18 protein-coding genes are annotated in these 15,147 nt (G+C 67.6%); 14 read left to right on the forward strand and 4 right to left on the reverse strand.

What is annotated here, in order from left to right; translation table 11 throughout:
- Nucleotides 1-128: 128 nt before the first annotated feature.
- Complete coding sequence (gene parE, locus AAD027_RS12580) at nt 129-2,018, reverse strand: DNA topoisomerase IV subunit B (RefSeq protein ID WP_341726358.1); 1,890 nt, start codon at nt 2,016-2,018, stop codon at nt 129-131.
- Nucleotides 2,019-2,324: 306 nt separating this feature from the next.
- Between parE and AAD027_RS12585 the strand changes: the two genes are divergently transcribed.
- The 10 genes from AAD027_RS12585 (at nt 2,325) to AAD027_RS12630 (ending at nt 10,318) form a co-directional block, all read left to right on the forward strand.
- Nucleotides 2,325-2,585 (forward strand): hypothetical protein, encoded by a 261-nt coding sequence (locus AAD027_RS12585; protein WP_341726359.1) that lies wholly within the window; start codon nt 2,325-2,327, stop codon nt 2,583-2,585.
- A gap of 130 nt (nt 2,586-2,715) precedes the next feature.
- The gene (gene pyrG, locus AAD027_RS12590; RefSeq protein ID WP_341726360.1) at nt 2,716-4,377 is read left to right on the forward strand and encodes a CTP synthase; all 1,662 of its coding nucleotides are present in this window, start codon (nt 2,716-2,718) and stop codon (nt 4,375-4,377) included.
- Nucleotides 4,378-4,529: 152 nt separating this feature from the next.
- The gene (gene kdsA, locus AAD027_RS12595) at nt 4,530-5,363 is read left to right on the forward strand and encodes a 3-deoxy-8-phosphooctulonate synthase (protein ID WP_341726361.1); all 834 of its coding nucleotides are present in this window, start codon (nt 4,530-4,532) and stop codon (nt 5,361-5,363) included.
- A 37-nt stretch (nt 5,364-5,400) separates the two neighbouring features.
- Nucleotides 5,401-5,889 carry a hypothetical protein gene (locus AAD027_RS12600; RefSeq protein ID WP_341726362.1) on the forward strand — a complete coding sequence of 163 codons (489 nt, stop codon included), beginning with the start codon at nt 5,401-5,403 and terminating at the stop codon, nt 5,887-5,889.
- Between the two features lie 101 nt (nt 5,890-5,990).
- Nucleotides 5,991-7,283 carry a phosphopyruvate hydratase gene (gene eno, locus AAD027_RS12605; protein WP_341726363.1) on the forward strand — a complete coding sequence of 431 codons (1,293 nt, stop codon included), beginning with the start codon at nt 5,991-5,993 and terminating at the stop codon, nt 7,281-7,283.
- Between the two features lie 3 nt (nt 7,284-7,286).
- Nucleotides 7,287-7,634 carry a cell division protein FtsB gene (gene ftsB / locus AAD027_RS12610; protein WP_341726364.1) on the forward strand — a complete coding sequence of 116 codons (348 nt, stop codon included), beginning with the start codon at nt 7,287-7,289 and terminating at the stop codon, nt 7,632-7,634.
- Nucleotides 7,634-8,329, forward strand: a complete 696-nt coding sequence (ispD, locus tag AAD027_RS12615) for a 2-C-methyl-D-erythritol 4-phosphate cytidylyltransferase (RefSeq protein WP_425605456.1) — start codon at nt 7,634-7,636, stop codon at nt 8,327-8,329. Before ftsB ends, ispD begins: the two co-directional genes overlap by 1 nt.
- Nucleotides 8,330-8,438: 109 nt before the next feature.
- Nucleotides 8,439-8,930: a 2-C-methyl-D-erythritol 2,4-cyclodiphosphate synthase gene (gene ispF, locus AAD027_RS12620; RefSeq protein ID WP_341726365.1), complete on the forward strand. Its 492-nt coding sequence runs from the start codon at nt 8,439-8,441 to the stop codon at nt 8,928-8,930.
- Nucleotides 8,927-9,985 carry a tRNA pseudouridine(13) synthase TruD gene (truD, locus tag AAD027_RS12625; RefSeq protein WP_341726366.1) on the forward strand — a complete coding sequence of 353 codons (1,059 nt, stop codon included), beginning with the start codon at nt 8,927-8,929 and terminating at the stop codon, nt 9,983-9,985. The genes ispF and truD overlap by 4 nt, the downstream gene beginning before the upstream one ends.
- A 114-nt stretch (nt 9,986-10,099) precedes the next feature.
- A complete protein-coding gene (locus AAD027_RS12630) occupies nt 10,100-10,318 on the forward strand; it encodes a hypothetical protein (protein WP_341726367.1) in 219 nt (72 codons plus the stop codon).
- Between the two features lie 74 nt (nt 10,319-10,392).
- Here the strand turns inward: AAD027_RS12630 and AAD027_RS12635 are convergent, their stop codons facing one another.
- Nucleotides 10,393-10,941 carry a Smr/MutS family protein gene (locus AAD027_RS12635; RefSeq protein WP_341726368.1) on the reverse strand — a complete coding sequence of 183 codons (549 nt, stop codon included), beginning with the start codon at nt 10,939-10,941 and terminating at the stop codon, nt 10,393-10,395.
- A 90-nt stretch (nt 10,942-11,031) separates the two neighbouring features.
- Between AAD027_RS12635 and surE the strand changes: the two genes are divergently transcribed.
- The 4 genes from surE to AAD027_RS12655 are packed head-to-tail and all read left to right on the forward strand — an operon-like array spanning nt 11,032 to nt 13,983.
- Nucleotides 11,032-11,811 carry a 5'/3'-nucleotidase SurE gene (gene surE / locus AAD027_RS12640; RefSeq protein WP_341726369.1) on the forward strand — a complete coding sequence of 260 codons (780 nt, stop codon included), beginning with the start codon at nt 11,032-11,034 and terminating at the stop codon, nt 11,809-11,811.
- On the forward strand, nt 11,808-12,485 hold the full coding sequence (locus AAD027_RS12645; RefSeq protein ID WP_341726370.1) for a protein-L-isoaspartate(D-aspartate) O-methyltransferase: 678 nt from the start codon (nt 11,808-11,810) through the stop codon (nt 12,483-12,485). Before surE ends, AAD027_RS12645 begins: the two co-directional genes overlap by 4 nt.
- A gap of 5 nt (nt 12,486-12,490) precedes the next feature.
- Nucleotides 12,491-13,153 carry an exopolysaccharide biosynthesis protein gene (locus AAD027_RS12650; RefSeq protein ID WP_341726371.1) on the forward strand — a complete coding sequence of 221 codons (663 nt, stop codon included), beginning with the start codon at nt 12,491-12,493 and terminating at the stop codon, nt 13,151-13,153.
- 41 nt (nt 13,154-13,194) lie between these two features.
- Nucleotides 13,195-13,983: a peptidoglycan DD-metalloendopeptidase family protein gene (locus AAD027_RS12655; RefSeq protein WP_341726372.1), complete on the forward strand. Its 789-nt coding sequence runs from the start codon at nt 13,195-13,197 to the stop codon at nt 13,981-13,983.
- Between the two features lie 380 nt (nt 13,984-14,363).
- Here AAD027_RS12655 and AAD027_RS12660 read toward each other — a convergent pair whose 3' ends face one another.
- Both AAD027_RS12660 and yhbY read right to left on the reverse strand, forming a co-directional pair.
- Nucleotides 14,364-14,738: an Mth938-like domain-containing protein gene (locus tag AAD027_RS12660; protein ID WP_341726373.1), complete on the reverse strand. Its 375-nt coding sequence runs from the start codon at nt 14,736-14,738 to the stop codon at nt 14,364-14,366.
- Between the two features lie 85 nt (nt 14,739-14,823).
- Nucleotides 14,824-15,129 (reverse strand): ribosome assembly RNA-binding protein YhbY, encoded by a 306-nt coding sequence (gene yhbY, locus AAD027_RS12665; RefSeq protein WP_341726374.1) that lies wholly within the window; start codon nt 15,127-15,129, stop codon nt 14,824-14,826.
- Nucleotides 15,130-15,147 lie beyond the last annotated feature (18 nt).

A 15,147-nucleotide genomic window follows, 5' to 3' on the forward strand; every position in this document is an offset into this window, starting at 1 on the left:
CATGCGCCGTCGCTGCGGCAGGCGACGGCGAATAGCCGATCAGACTTCCAGCGAGGCCACGCCGCAGAGCAGTATCCGATACGGCGATGCCCGGGCCGTCGCCACGGCAGGCGATGGCGAATAGCCGATCAGACTTCCAATGAAGCCATGTCGCCCTTGGTCTCCAGCCACTGCTTGCGGTCGCCCGCCCGCTTCTTGGCCAGCAGCATGTCCATCAGGCCGCGGGTTTCGACCGCGTCGTCCACGGTCAGCTGCACCAGCCTGCGCGTATCGGGGTGGATGGTGGATTCGCGCAGCTGCGCCGGGTTCATTTCGCCCAAGCCCTTGAAGCGGGTGACATTGACCGCGCCGCGGATCTTTTCGCGCTCGATCTTCTCCAGCAGAAGGCGCTTCTCTTCCTCGTCCAGCGCGTAGAACACCTGCTTGCCCACGTCCACGCGGAACAGTGGCGGCATCGCGACGAACACGTGCCCGGCCTGCACCAGCGCCGGGAAGTGGCGCAGGAACAACGCGGTCAGCAGCGTGGCGATGTGCAGGCCGTCGGAGTCGGCGTCGGCCAGGATCACCACCTTGCCGTAGCGCAGCCCGGTGATGTCGTCCTTGCCCGGGTCGCAGCCGATCGCCACGGCCAGGTCGTGCACTTCCTGCGAGGCCAGCACGCTGCCGGAGGCGACTTCCCAGGTGTTGAGGATCTTGCCGCGCAGCGGCAGGATCGCCTGGAAGTCCTTGTCGCGCGCCTGCTTGGCGCTGCCGCCGGCCGAGTCGCCCTCCACCAGGAACAGCTCGGTGCGCGACAGGTCCTGGCTGATGCAGTCGGCCAGCTTGCCGGGCAGGGCGGGGCCCTGGGTGACCTTCTTGCGGACGATCTGCTTCTCGGTCTTCAGGCGCGCGCTGGCGCGCTCGATGGCGATCTGCGCGATCCTCTCGCCGAAATCGGTGTGCTGGTTGAGCCACAGGCTGAACGCATCGTGCGCCGCGCCTTCGATGAAGCCGGCGGCCTGGCGCGAGGACAGGCGTTCCTTGGTCTGGCCGCTGAACTGCGGGTCGGTCATCTTCAGCGAAAGCACGAACGCCACGCGATCCCACACGTCCTCCGGCGCCAGTTTCACGCCGCGCGGCAGCAGGTTGCGGAAGTCGCAGAACTCGCGCAGCGCGTCGGTCAGGCCGCTGCGCAGGCCGTTGACGTGGGTGCCGTGCTGCGCGGTGGGGATCAGGTTGACGTAGCTTTCCTGCACCAGTTCGCCTTCCGGCACCCAGGCCACCGCCCAGTCGACGATCTCGTTGTCCTTCTTCAGATTGCCGACGAACAGGTCCGGCGGCAGCAGTTCGCGGCCGGTCATCTCGCCCTTCAGGTAATCCCGTAGGCCGTCCTCGTAGTGCCAGCGGTCGCGTTCGCCGGTGGCCTCGTCGAACAGGGTGACGGTCAGGCCGGGGCACAGCACGGCCTTGGCGCGCAGCAGGTGGCGCAAGGCGCGCACGTTGAACTTGGGCGTGTCGAAATACTTGGGATCGGCCCAGAAGCGCAGGCGGGTGCCGGTGTTCTTCTTGCCGACGGTGCCGACGGTTTCCAGCTTGCTGGCGGCGTCGCCATCGTGGAACTCCATGCGGTACTCGTTGCCGTCGCGCTTGATGAACAGTTCGACCTTCTTCGACAGCGCGTTGACCACGCTGACGCCGACGCCATGCAGGCCGCCGCTGAAGGTGTAGTTGCGGTTGCTGAACTTGCCGCCGGCATGCAGGCGGGTGAGGATCAGTTCGACGCCGGGAATCTTCTCTTCGGGGTGGATGTCCACCGGCATGCCGCGGCCGTCGTCGCTGACTTCGCAGCTGCCGTCCTTGAACAGGGTCACCTCGATCTCGCCGGCGTGGCCGGCCAGCGCCTCGTCCACCGCGTTGTCGATGACTTCCTGGGCAAGATGATTGGGGCGGGTGGTGTCGGTATACATGCCCGGCCGGCGCTTGACCGGGTCCAGGCCGGAGAGGACTTCGATGTCGGCGGCGTTGTAGCGACTGCTCATGAGATACGGGTTTCTTCCAATGGATGACGGCGGCGGCGCGGATCGATGGCGCGCCGATGGTGGAGGTCAGGGGCGATCCCCGGGGAAATCGCTCTCCATGGCCGGATCCTGAACGATAGGCTCGCAGAGGTAGGCGGCACGCATGGAAGGGCGGTTCCCGGTCGGGTGATGGACGCAGCCGCCGGAGTTTGCCGGGTGGACGGGTTTTTTGCACGTTCAGCCCCCACCCACTAGTGTGCGGTCGCCCGCTTGGAATCGGCCGCCGCCGCCTCCATGTGAATCATGTCGCATCCAGGAGACCCTGCCATGAAACCGCGCCATCTTTTGCTGCTGACCGCCGCCGTCGCTTTTTCCGTGGCCGTGGTGGGCGCATTCGCCCAGTCCCGCACCGGCGACGATGCCGGCAAGCGCGACCAGGACCAATCCCAGTCCAGCAATCCGTCCGATCCGGAGCGCAAGGCGCAGCGCCGCGCCGCCAACGAGGCCGCCGCCAAGCAGCGCAAGGCCGACGAGGCGCGGGGCAAGAAGGCCGGGCGCGAGGACGAGGAAGAAGAGCGCAAGCCCTGATCCCTCGAAACCCTTGCCGCGCAAGGCTTTCCGCCATGCGCGCAGGTCGTCGGCGCCCCGCATCCGCGGGGCGTCGCGCTTTTAGAAGCCAGGCGTTGCCTGTAGACTATGGCTTTCCGGAGCCCCGCCCATGACTCCCCTGATTTTCGTTACCGGCGGCGTTGTGTCCTCGCTAGGCAAGGGCATCGCCGCCGCTTCGCTTGCGTCCATCCTCGAGGCGCGTGGCCTGAACGTCACGATGATGAAGCTGGACCCCTACATCAACGTCGATCCGGGCACCATGAGCCCGTTCCAGCACGGCGAGGTGTACGTCACCGACGACGGCGCCGAGACCGACCTGGACCTGGGCCATTACGAGCGCTTCGTGCGCACGCGCCTGAGCCGCAAGAACTCCATCACCACCGGCCGGATCTACGAGAACGTGATCCGCAAGGAACGCCGCGGCGACTACCTGGGCGCCACCGTGCAGGTGATCCCGCACATCACCGACGAGATCCGCCGCTGCATCGACGAGGCCACCGAGGGCTTCGACGTGGCGCTGGTGGAGATCGGCGGCACCGTCGGCGACATCGAATCGCTGCCTTTCCTGGAAGCCATCCGCCAGATCCGCACCGAGCGCGGCCCGGAGAAGGCATTGTTCATGCACCTGACGCTGGTGCCCTACGTGGCCGCCGCCGGCGAGCTCAAGACCAAGCCCACCCAGCACTCGGTGAAGGAACTGCGCTCCATCGGCATCCAGCCCGACGTGCTGCTGTGCCGTTCCGAACAGGTCATCCCCGATTCCGAGCGCCGCAAGATCTCGCTGTTCACCAACGTGCCCGAGCGCGCCGTCATCAGCGTCCCGGACGTGGACGTGCTGTACAAGATCCCGCTGAGCCTGCACGCGCAGGGCCTGGACGAGATCGCCATGCGCCAGTTGCGCCTGGAATCCGCCGGGCCGGCCGATCTGTCGGAATGGGAAGCGGCGGTGGACGCCACGCTCAACCCGCTGGACGAGGTGACCATCGCCGTGGTCGGCAAGTACGTCGACCACCAGGATGCCTACAAGTCCGTCGGCGAGGCGCTCAAGCACGGCGGCCTGCGCCAGCGCACCCGCGTGACGCTGAAGTGGATCGAGGCCCAGGAACTGGAAGACAGCGACATGTCGCTGCTGTCCGGCGTGGATGGCATCCTGGTGCCCGGCGGCTTCGGCGACCGGGGCTTCGAGGGCAAGGTGCTGACCTCGCGCTATGCGCGCGAGCACCGGGTGCCGTACTTCGGCATCTGCTACGGCATGCAGGCGGCGGTGGTGGACCACGCCCGCCACGTGGCCGGGCTGGAAGGCGCCAACAGCACCGAGAACGACAAGCAGTCGCCGCATCCGGTGATCGGCCTGATCACCGAGTGGCGCACCGCCACCGGCGAAGTCGAGAAGCGCGACGAGCGCTCCGACCTGGGCGGCACCATGCGCCTGGGCCTGCAGGAAGCGCGGCTCAAGCCGGGTACGCTGGCGCGCGAGCTGTACGGCAAGGACGTGGTGGCCGAGCGCCACCGCCACCGCTACGAATTCAACAACCGCTACCGCACGCAGTTGGAGGACGCCGGCCTGGTGATTTCCGCCAAGTCGATGGACGACCTGCTGGTGGAGATGATCGAACTGCCGCGCACGGTGCATCCGTGGTTCCTGGCCTGCCAGGCGCACCCGGAATTCCTGTCCACTCCGCGCGACGGCCATCCGCTGTTCGTGGGCTTCATCCGCGCCGCGCGCGAGAAGAAGGCGGGCGGCAAGCTGCTGAAGGAAGCGCGGGCGTGATCGCTTTTCCCTTCTCCCTCCGGGAGAAGGTGCCCCGAAGGGGCGGATGAGGGTGCGGCGAAGCCCATGTTGCTCGCGGCATCCGGATTCCGCCGGACCCTCACCCCAACCCCTCTCCCGGGGGAGAGGGGCTTGAACAAGAAGGTGATTGAATGAAGCTTTGCGGATTCGACGTCGGCCTGGACCAGCCCCTGTTCCTGATCGCCGGCCCGTGCGTGATCGAGTCGATGCAGTTGCAGATCGACGTAGCCGGCCGCCTGAAGGAAATCACCGGCAAGCTGGGGATGAACTTCATCTTCAAGTCCAGCTTCGACAAGGCCAACCGCACTTCCGGCACCAGCTTCCGCGGCCCCGGCATGGAGGAAGGCCTCAAGGTGCTGGACGCGGTGAAGAAACAGCTCGGCGTGCCGGTGCTGACCGACGTGCACGAATACACGCCGATGGACGAAGTGGCCGCCGTGGTGGACGTGCTGCAGACGCCGGCGTTCCTGGTGCGGCAGACCGATTTCATCAGGAAGGTCTGCTCGGCCGGCCGGCCGGTCAACATCAAGAAGGGCCAGTTCCTGTCGCCGTGGGACATGAAGCCCGTGGTCGAGAAGGCCAAGTCCACCGGCAACAACGACATCCTGGTCTGCGAGCGCGGCGCCAGCTTCGGCTACAACAACCTGGTCAGCGACATGCGCAGCCTCAGCGTGATGCGCGATACCGGCTGCCCGGTCGTGTTCGATGCCACCCACTCGGTGCAATTGCCGGGCGGGCAGGGCACCAGTTCCGGCGGCCAGCGCGAGTTCGTGCCGGTGTTGGCGCGCGCCGCGGTGGCCGTGGGCGTGTCCGGCCTGTTCGCCGAAACCCACCCGGACCCGGCCAAGGCCCTGTCCGATGGCCCCAACGCCTGGCCGCTGGACAAGATGGAAGCGCTGCTGGAGACCCTGCTGGCGCTGGATTCGATCACCAAGAAGAACGGGTTCCTGGAACAGCAGGTCTGACGTGGTGCCAACGGGCTTGCATCGAAGGTTCTCACTGTTGCTGGTCCTGCTTGCCGGGTTCACGGGCGTGGATGCCGCGCGGGCATGCTCGCTGGGATCGGGGGTGCTGGAAGACGATCTGGCGCATGCCTTCCAGGCCGTCGACGAGGTCTTCGTCGCCCGCCTGACCTCGTATCGCAAGGTGCCGCCCGGGCCCGGCGGCGAATACATGCTGGTGCAGTCGGACTACGAACTGGTCGAAACCTTGAAGGGCCACCCACAGGCGCATGGCGTGCTGGTGGAAGCGGATCCCTATTCGCCGTTGCCGGGACACGCCCCCGGCCCGGCCTGCGGCCCCTGGGTGGTCCATGCCGGCAGCGTGGGGCACACGGCCCTGGTGCTGGCCCATCGCTGGACCGACGACAACGCCGGGGGCCTGGACGTTCATCCTTATTCACGGCGGATCGACGTGTCGGGCACGGGAGCCGACGAAGTCCTGGCCATCGTGCGCAAGCTGAGCTTGCAGGCAGGGGAGACGGCACCATGAGCGTGCGGCAGCCGGTCTCCTGCGCGCCGCCAGCCGGAAACTTGTAATCTTTCGACGATTCCCACCATCTTCGACCTGACCTGACCCCTGGGCTTTCCTCCATGACCAACATCGCCAAGATCCACGCCCGCGAAATCCTCGACAGCCGCGGCAATCCCACCCTCGAAGCCGAGGTCACGCTGGAAGACGGTTCCTTCGGTCGCGCCATGGTGCCGTCCGGCGCGTCCACCGGCACCAAGGAAGCCGTGGAGCTGCGCGACGGCGACAAGACCCGCTACCTGGGCAAGGGCGTGCGCAAGGCGGTGGAGAACGTCAACACGACGATCGCGTCCGCGCTGAAGGGCTTCGACGGCGCCGATCAGGAAGGACTGGACCGCCGCCTGATCGACCTGGACGGCACCGAGAACAAGGGCCGCCTGGGCGCCAACGCGCTGCTCGGCGTCTCGCTGGCCAACGCGCACGCGGTGGCCGCTTCCTTCGGGAAGCCGCTGTGGCAGTACCTGTCCGACATCGCCGAATCGGACGTGTCGCTGCCGGTGCCGATGATGAACATCATCAACGGCGGCGCGCACGCCGACAACAACGTCGATTTCCAGGAATTCATGGTGCTGCCGGTCGGCTTCGACTCGTTCGCCGAATCGCTGCGCGCCGGCACCGAAATCTTCCACTCGCTGAAGTCGGTGCTGAAGGGCCATGGCCTGAGCACGGCGGTGGGAGACGAAGGCGGTTTCGCCCCGGACTTCCGCAGCAACGTGGAAGCGCTGGACACCATCCTGGAAGCCATCGGCAAGGCCGGCTACACGGCGGGCGAGGACGTGCTGCTGGGCCTGGACGTGGCCTCCAGCGAGTTCCACGACAATGGCAAGTACCACCTGGTGGGCGAGGGCAAGCGTCTGACCAGCGAGCAGTTCGTCGATTTCCTGGCCGACTGGTCGGTGCAGTACCCGATCATCACCATCGAAGACGGTCTGGCCGAGGACGACTGGGCGGGCTGGAAGCTGCTGACCGACCGCATCGGCAAGAAGGTGCAACTGGTCGGCGACGACCTGTTCGTCACCAATCCCAAGATCTTCAAGGAAGGCATCGAGTCGGGCACCGCCAACGCCATCCTGATCAAGGTCAACCAGATCGGCACGCTCAGCGAGACGCTGGAGGCCATCGCGATGGCGCACCACGCCAACTACGCGGCGATCGTCTCGCACCGCTCCGGCGAGACCGAGGACACCACCATCGCCGACATCGCCGTGGCCACCACCGCCACCCAGATCAAGACCGGCTCGCTGTGCCGCAGCGACCGCGTGGCCAAGTACAACCAGTTGCTGCGCATCGAGGAAGCGCTGGGAAGCAAGGCGCGTTACGCCGGCCGCAACGCCTTCGTGTCGCTGAAGAAGTAAGCGATGCGCGGAGCGCCCTGGCTGCTGCTGGTACTGGTCCTGCTGCTGGGATGGTTGCAGTACAAGTTCTGGTTCGGCGTGGGCAGCTCCGGGCAGGTGGTCGCGCTGGAAGCGCAGGTGGAAGTGCAGAAACGCGAGAACGCCGGCCTGCAGGAGCGCAACGACGCGCTGGCCGCCGAAGTCGAGGACCTGAAGTCCGGCGAATCGGCGGTCGAGGAGCGCGCACGCAGCGAACTGGGCATGATCAAGCCGGGCGAGAAGTTCTACCGCGTGGTGGAGCCGGTGACGCCGGTTCCGTCCCCGGTGGACGCGGACGGCGACGGCAGCAACGACGCGGAGCCTGCACCCTGATGGCGCGCGTGTGGGCCGTGGTTCCGGCCGCCGGGCGCGGTGCGCGGTTCGGCGGCGAAATTCCCAAGCAGTATCTCGTCGTCGATGGCCGGCCGCTGATCGCGCATGCGCTGGCGGCGCTGTTCGCCCACGACGCGGTGGAGGGTGCCGTGGTGCCGGTGTCCGAGAACGATCCGGACTGGCCGGGCTGGACGGAATTCGTCGGCAAGCCGGTGCGGGCCTGCGTCGGCGGCGCCAACCGGGCGGCCTCAGTACTGGCCGGCCTGCACGCATTGCCAGACAGCGTGCGCGCGGACGATTTTGTGCTGGTGCACGACGCCGCGCGCCCGAATCTTTCCCTGGCCGATCTGTCGCAGTTGCTCGAGCGCGGACGCAACGATCCGGTCGGCGCCATCCTGGCCGCCCCCGTGCGCGACACCCTGAAGCGCGCCGGCGACGATGGCGGCATCGACGGCACCGAACCGCGCGAGCGGCTGTGGCGTGCGTTCACCCCGCAATTGTTCCGCCGTTTGCAATTGACCCGCGCATTGGAAGTGGCCACCGGGAACGGCGTTGAAGTGACCGACGAAGCGATGGCGATGGAGCGTTTGGGCCTGCGCCCGTTGCTGGTGGAAGGCGCCGAGAGCAATTTCAAGATCACCACACCGGCGGACCTGGCGCGGTTCGAGTTCATACTGTCGCAGCGCAATGATTGATCCGGCCCTGTAGGAGGGGCTTCAGCCCCGACCGCTCTTCTCCAAAGCCAACGGTCGGGGCTGAAGCCCCTCCTACAGGGTCGGACCGACAAGCAGGAAACGAATCTTCATGCCGCAAACTCCTTCCATCCGCATCGGCCAGGGCTTCGACGTCCACGCCTTTGGCGACGGCGACCACGTCATGCTCGGCGGCGTGCGCGTGCCGCACGACCGTGGCGTGCTGGCGCACAGCGATGGCGACGTGGTGTTGCACGCCCTGTGCGATGCGATGCTGGGCGCGCTGGCGCTGGGCGATATCGGCAAGCACTTCCCCCCCTCCGATCCGCAATGGAAGGGCGCCGACAGCCGCGCCTTCCTGCGTCATTGCAACGCGTTGATCGGCGAACGCGGTTGGAAGGTCGGCAATGCCGACATCACCGTGATCTGCGAACGTCCCAAGGTCGGGCCGCATGCCGATCGGATGCGCGAACTCGTCCGCGACGACCTTGGCATCGAGCCGGACGCCGTCAGCATCAAGGCCACCACCAGCGAGAAACTGGGCTTCACCGGGCGCGGCGAGGGCATCGCCGCACAGGCGGTCGTGTTGCTGGTGAAGGCATGAGCGAAGGCCTGCCGCGCGCGTTCGGCGCGCCGGTGCTGCGGGCGCGCATCCGCGCCACGCCGGAGGACTTCTTCGTCGAAGAGATCGCCGGCTTCGCGCCGACGGGCGAGGGCGAACATCTGCTGTTGACCGTCGAGAAATGCGGCATGAACACGGCGTTCGCCGCCAGGCGCATCGCGGAATGGGCGGGTATCGCGGAAGTGGGCGTGGGCTACGCCGGCCTCAAGGACCGCCACGCGGTCACCCGCCAGCGTTTCAGCGTGCACTTGCCCAAGCGCGTGGCCCCGGACCTGGCCGCGTTGCAGTCCGATGACATGAAGGTGCTGGAGTCGACCTGGCACAACCGCAAGCTGCCGCGCGGAGCGCTGGCCGGCAACCGCTTCGTGTTGACACTGCGCGACGTCGTTGGCGATGCGACGACGATCGAATCGCGGTTGCGGCAGATCGTGGCGCATGGCTTGCCCAACTGGTTCGGCGAACAGCGTTTCGGCAGGGATGGCGGCAACGTGGCTGCTGCGCTGGCGATGTTCGCCGGTCGTCGCGTGCGCCGGGAACAGCGCTCGTTGCTGATGTCCGCGGCACGTTCGGAACTTTTCAATCGTGTCCTGGCGGCCAGGTTGGCGGACGGCAGTTGGAACCGCGGCCTCGAGGGCGAAGTCTGGATGCTGGCCGGCAGCCGCAGCGTGTTCGGTCCCGAGCCGTGGAACGACACGTTGGCGCAGCGATTGGCCGAGTTCGACATCCATCCCAGTGGCCCGTTGTGGGGAGCAGGGGAACTGCGCAGCCAAGCGCTGGCGGCGGAAGTGGAGCAGGCGGCGTTGCAGGCGCCGGACGCGCTCGCCCTGCGCGCCGGACTGGAAAAGGAGGGCCTGCGGCAGGAGCGTCGTTCGCTGCGATTGCGTCCGCAGGGCCTGGCCTGGCGCTGGCCCGCGCCCGGATGCCTGCAACTCGAGTTCGCCCTGCCGCCCGGCAGTTACGCCACCGCCGTGTTGCACGAACTGGGAGACGTGGACGATGGCCCTGCCGCGGGCGACCGCTCGTCGGAAAACATTTGACGGCACTGGAAGCCTTTCATGGCCGGCGTATAAGCGGAGGCGAGGGCCAGTGCTGGTTTCCACGGAGCGCAGGCCGGGATCGGGTTGAACCAGACCAACGCCGGAGGGATCGCCATGAAAACCCTGCTTCGTCTTGCCGTCGCCACGTTCGCACTGGCCTTGCTGGCAGGCTGCGCCAGTACCCACGAATTGACATCCACCCAACCGGCGACACAACAGCCGTTGACGGAACAGCAACTCTACATGGCGCATGTCGAGAACGTTGCCAAGCGTCGAGGAATTCAGGTGACCTGGGTGAATGCACCCCGCTTTCCCAAGGATGATCGGAAGTAAGCGGTCATTGTCTTTCGCTGGCTTGGCCAGACCCTTCATGGGCAGTCGTCGCCCTCTGCGAACGTAGGACTGCCCTACTTGCGCGAACGCGCCAACAGCACCAGCACCGCCCCCGTGCCCCCCTGCGCAGGGGGCGCGGAGTGGAAGGCCAGCACATCGGCGCGCAGGCGCAGCAGGCGGTCCACCGTGTTCTTCAATACCGGCGCATCGCGGTCGGAGCGTTGGCCCTTGCCATGGATGATGCGCACGCAGCCGTAGTCATGGTCGTGCGCCTCGAGCAGGAACTGGCGCAGCAGGCCTTCCGCCTGCAATGCCGTGGCGCCGTGCAGGTCCAGTTCGTCCTGCACCGAGAACTGTCCGCGCTTCAACCGTTGGAATGAACGTGCGGGCAAGGTGTCGCGGCGATGGCTCAGCACATCGCCCGCGGCCACCGGGTCCAGTTCATCCAGACCGCGCCGGAACTCGCTGCGCGCATCCTGTTCGTCGCGCTCGGCCATGCGCGCCGCCGGTCGCGGTCGCGGTTTGCTCGGTGGCGGCGATGCGTCCTCGATCCGGCGCACGGGACCGATCGCTTCCCGGAACAGCGCGGCGTCATCGTCATCCGGGGCGTCGGGGCGGGACATGCGCTACAGCGTAGCGGCATTGCCCCGTGACGCAAGCGCGGGACCCGGTCGCAGCGTTCCGGTATCATGGGACCGTTTCCGAGGAACCCCATGCGCGTATTGGTCAGTAACGACGACGGCGTCGACGCCCCCGGCATCCGAATCCTGGCAGAGGGCCTGCGTGCCGCCGGCCACGAAGTGTATGTGGTGGCCCCTGACCGCGATCGTTCCGGCGCCAGCAATTCGCTGACGCTGGACCTGCCGATCCGCCTCAAGCGCATCGACCACTACACCTGCAGCATCGCCGGCACGCCGACCGACTGCGTGCACCTGGCGCTGACCGGCATGCTGGAGTTCGAGCCGGACATCGTGGTGTCGGGCATCAACAACTCGGCCAACCTGGGCGACGACGTGATCTATTCCGGCACCGTGTCCGCGGCGATGGAGGGGCGCTTCCTGGGCCTGCCCGCGGTGGCGATGTCGCTGGTCACCCACAACCACGAGCCCAGGCATTTCGGGACCGCCGCGCGCGCCGCGGTGGAGATCGTGGCGCGACTGAAGTCCGACCCGTTGCCGGCCGACACCATCCTCAACGTCAACGTGCCGGACCTGGCGTGGTCCGACCTGAGGGGCTTCGAAGTGACCCGCCTGGGCAACCGGCACCGTTCCGAGCCGTGCGTGCCGCAGCCGGACCCGCGCGGCCGCACCGTCTACTGGATCGGCCCGGCCGGCCGCGAGCAGGACGCCGGCCCCGGCACCGACTTCCATGCCGTGCGCACCGGCCATATTTCGATCACGCCCATCCACGTGGACCTGACCCGCTACCAGGCGCTGGAGAAGGTCGCCAGTTGGGTCGGTGGCCTGACCGCATTGCTGGAGGTCCCGGCGTGACGCCACGGCTGCGCCTGCAACCCGAAGCCGTCGGCATGGGCATGACCTCGCAGCGCGTGCGCGACCGGCTGGTCGAGCGCCTGCGCGAATCGGGCATCCAGGACGAGCGCGTCCTCAACGCCATCCGCATGCTGCCGCGGCATCTGTTCGTCGACGAGGCACTGGCCACGCGCGCCTACGAGGATACCGCGCTGCCCATCGGCCACAGCCAGACCATCTCGCAACCGTGGGTGGTCGCGCGGATGACCGAAGTGTTGCTGGAGAATTCGCCGAAGAAGGTGCTGGAGATCGGCACCGGTTCCGGCTACCAGGCCGCCGTGCTCGCCGCGCTGGGCCTGGAGGTCTACACGGTGGAACGCATCGGCGACCTGTTGCGGCAGGCCCGCAAGCGCCTTCGCCAGTTGGGCATGAACGTGCGCAGCAAGCACGACGACGGCCGCATCGGCTGGGCCGAGCATGGCCCCTACGACGGCATCATCGTCACCGCCGCCGCGCCCGCGCTGGTGCAGGCACTGGTCGAACAGCTCGCGGTGGGCGGCCAACTCGTCGCCCCCGTGGGTGGCGGCGGTTCGCAGTCGCTGGTGCGGCTGGTCAAGCGCGAGGACGGCAGCATCGACGAAACCACCCTGGCGCCAGTGGTGTTCGTACCGCTGCTGTCGGGCCTGATCGACTGAATCGCATGACATCCCCCCATTATTCCCCCGAAGAAACCACCGGCCCCGCGTCCGCCGCATTGGGCGAACAACTGGCCGGCATCATCGAGCGCCTGCCGGAAGACAAGCTCAGCCTGGGCGAACTGCTGGACGCCTTCAGCGACGAGGGGCTGCTGCTGCTCACCATCCTGCTGACGCTGGTGTTCCTGATCCCGGTGTCGATCCCGGGCGTCAGTACCGTGTTCGGCGCGGCCATCCTGCTGGTCGGCGTCAGCCGCCTGATCGGCCGGCCGCTGTGGCTGCCGACCCGGCTGAAAGACAAGGCGTTGCCAGCCGATAGATTGCGGCCCGGGCTGCGGGCGGGCATGACGTGGGTGCGGCGGCTGGAAAGGATCAGCCGTCCCCATCGCCTGCGCGTGCTGGTCGATGGGCGCGTGCCGGACGCGATCAACAACCTTGCCTTCATCCTGGCCGCGTTGCTGCTGATGGCGCCCTTCGGATTCGTGCCGTTCAGCAATACCCTGCCAGCCTTGGCGTTGCTGCTGTATGCGATCGGCTTCATCCAGCGCGATGGGGGGGCGGTGCTCCTGGGCCACCTGGCCAACATCGGCACGATCATCTACTTCGGTATCCTGATCGGCGGTGGCGGTGTCGCCGCACACGAATTGTTCCAGCGGCTTGGCGGTTGAGCGGTGCGTGCACGATTGACCTGGAGAACACGACGAAGCGCATGACCACGATCCTCCGTTCCGGAACACGAGCCTTGCCCCGTCTTCTTGCCGTGGGCACCGCGCTGCTGGTGCTGGCGGCCTGCTCCAGCACCGTGGTGCGGGAAACCCCGTCCAGCGCGTCCAGGCCCGCATCGCAACCCAAGTACGGGCAGACCGTGCGCGTGCAGCGTGGCGACACGCTGTACGGCATCGCGTTCCGCAACGGCGTGGATTTCCGCGACATGGCGCGCTGGAACGGCATCGGCTCGCCCTACACCATCTACCCGGGGCAGGTCCTCAGGCTGTATCCATCGGATGGCCGCGCGCCCGCCACGGCCGGGACGGCAAAGCCGCCGGCGACCACGACCACCCCCCGTCCCGCCCAGCCGCCTGCGACCACGGCGCCGCCACCGGCCGCGCCGACGCCCGCCAGCAGCGGCTTTTCCTGGCGCTGGCCCGCGGAAGGCCACGTGATCGGACGCTTCTCGTCCGGCGACGCCACCAAGCAGGGCATCGACATCGCCGGCAGCAGCGGCCAGGCGGTACGCGCCGCCGCCGACGGGGTCGTGGTCTACTCCGGCGCGGGCCTGGTGGGCTACGGCGAACTGATCATCGTCAAGCACAGCGAAGCCTGGCTGTCGGCCTACGGCCACAACCGCAAGCGCCTGGTCAACGAGGGCCAGAACGTGAAGGCCGGCCAGCAGATCGCCGAAATGGGCAACACCGGCGCGGCGCGCGAGATGCTGCACTTCGAGATCCGCTACAACGGCAAGCCAGTCGATCCTCTCATCTATCTTCCGAAGCGGTGACGGGCCTTCCCGGCACGTCACTGGCGGATCCCCGGCCCGGCGCAGCGCGCCGGGCGCTCGCAAGCCCGGCGGTCCAGTGGACCGCAAGCGCGGACTTGCTCGCCCACTACAACGGCAAGCCGGTCGATCCTCTCATCTATCTTCCGAAGCGGTAACGGGCCTTCCCGGCACGTCACTGGCGGATCCCCGGCCCGGCGCAGCGCGCCGGGCGCTCGCAAGCCCGGCGGTCCAGTGGACCGCAAGCGCGGGCTTGCTCGCCCACTACAACGGCAAGCCGGTCGATCCGCTGCTGTACCTGCCCAAGCGCTGACCGGCCGACGCGCCACGCTCAAGACATGGGAGCGATTCAGTGGCGACTGACGTCGCTCCCACGCAGCGCACTAGCTGCCCAGCAAGAACCCCGCCACGACGCGACGCGCTTCGCCGGCCAGCACGTTGAAGGTGCGGGCGGCGGCGGCGTTGGTCATCACTTCCAGCCCCACGCCCCGCGTCAGGCAGGCCGCCATCACGGCGGCGGGCGGGAAGACCTGGCGCTCGCCCGTGCCCAGCAGGATCACTTCCGGCTGCAACGCGAGCAGGGCATCCAGGTCGGCCGGGACCAGGGCGGTGCTGTCGCGCACCGGCCAGTGCTCCTGCAACTGCTGCGGCGACAGGATGAAATTTGCGGTCAGCACGCGGTCGTTGACCCGCGCGCTTTGGCCGTCGGCGCCGCGCAGGGAGAAGGCGTAGTCGGGGAGCTCGTGGTTCAGTTGCATGGAACAACGGGAATCAGGCATGGGGAACAGGGAATGGGACAAGGGCGCCCCCGGCTTTTCGCATTCTCCATTCCCGATCCTCCATTCACCCTCTGGGCAGCACGATCTGCCGGCGCTCCTTGCTGGGGCGGTAGAGCACGGCGGTGTGGCCGATGCGCTGCACCAGGGTGGCGTCGGTCCGGGCGACGAGCTCGGCGATCATCGCGTCGCGCGCGTCGCGGTCTTCGCCCGCCACCTTCACCTTGACCAGCTCGTGGTGCTCCAGCACGCCATCCAGCTCGGCCACGAAGGCCGGCGTCACGCCCTTCCCGCCGATCTGCAGCAGGGCCTTCAGGTCGTGGGCCTGGCCGCGCAGGAAGCGGTTCTGGGCGGAAGTCAGCACAAGGGGCATGCGGTACGGTACGGGTAG

Origin of the sequence: Pseudoxanthomonas putridarboris (assembly GCF_038321125.1) — a bacterium.
GTDB lineage: Bacteria > Pseudomonadota > Gammaproteobacteria > Xanthomonadales > Xanthomonadaceae > Pseudoxanthomonas_A > Pseudoxanthomonas_A putridarboris.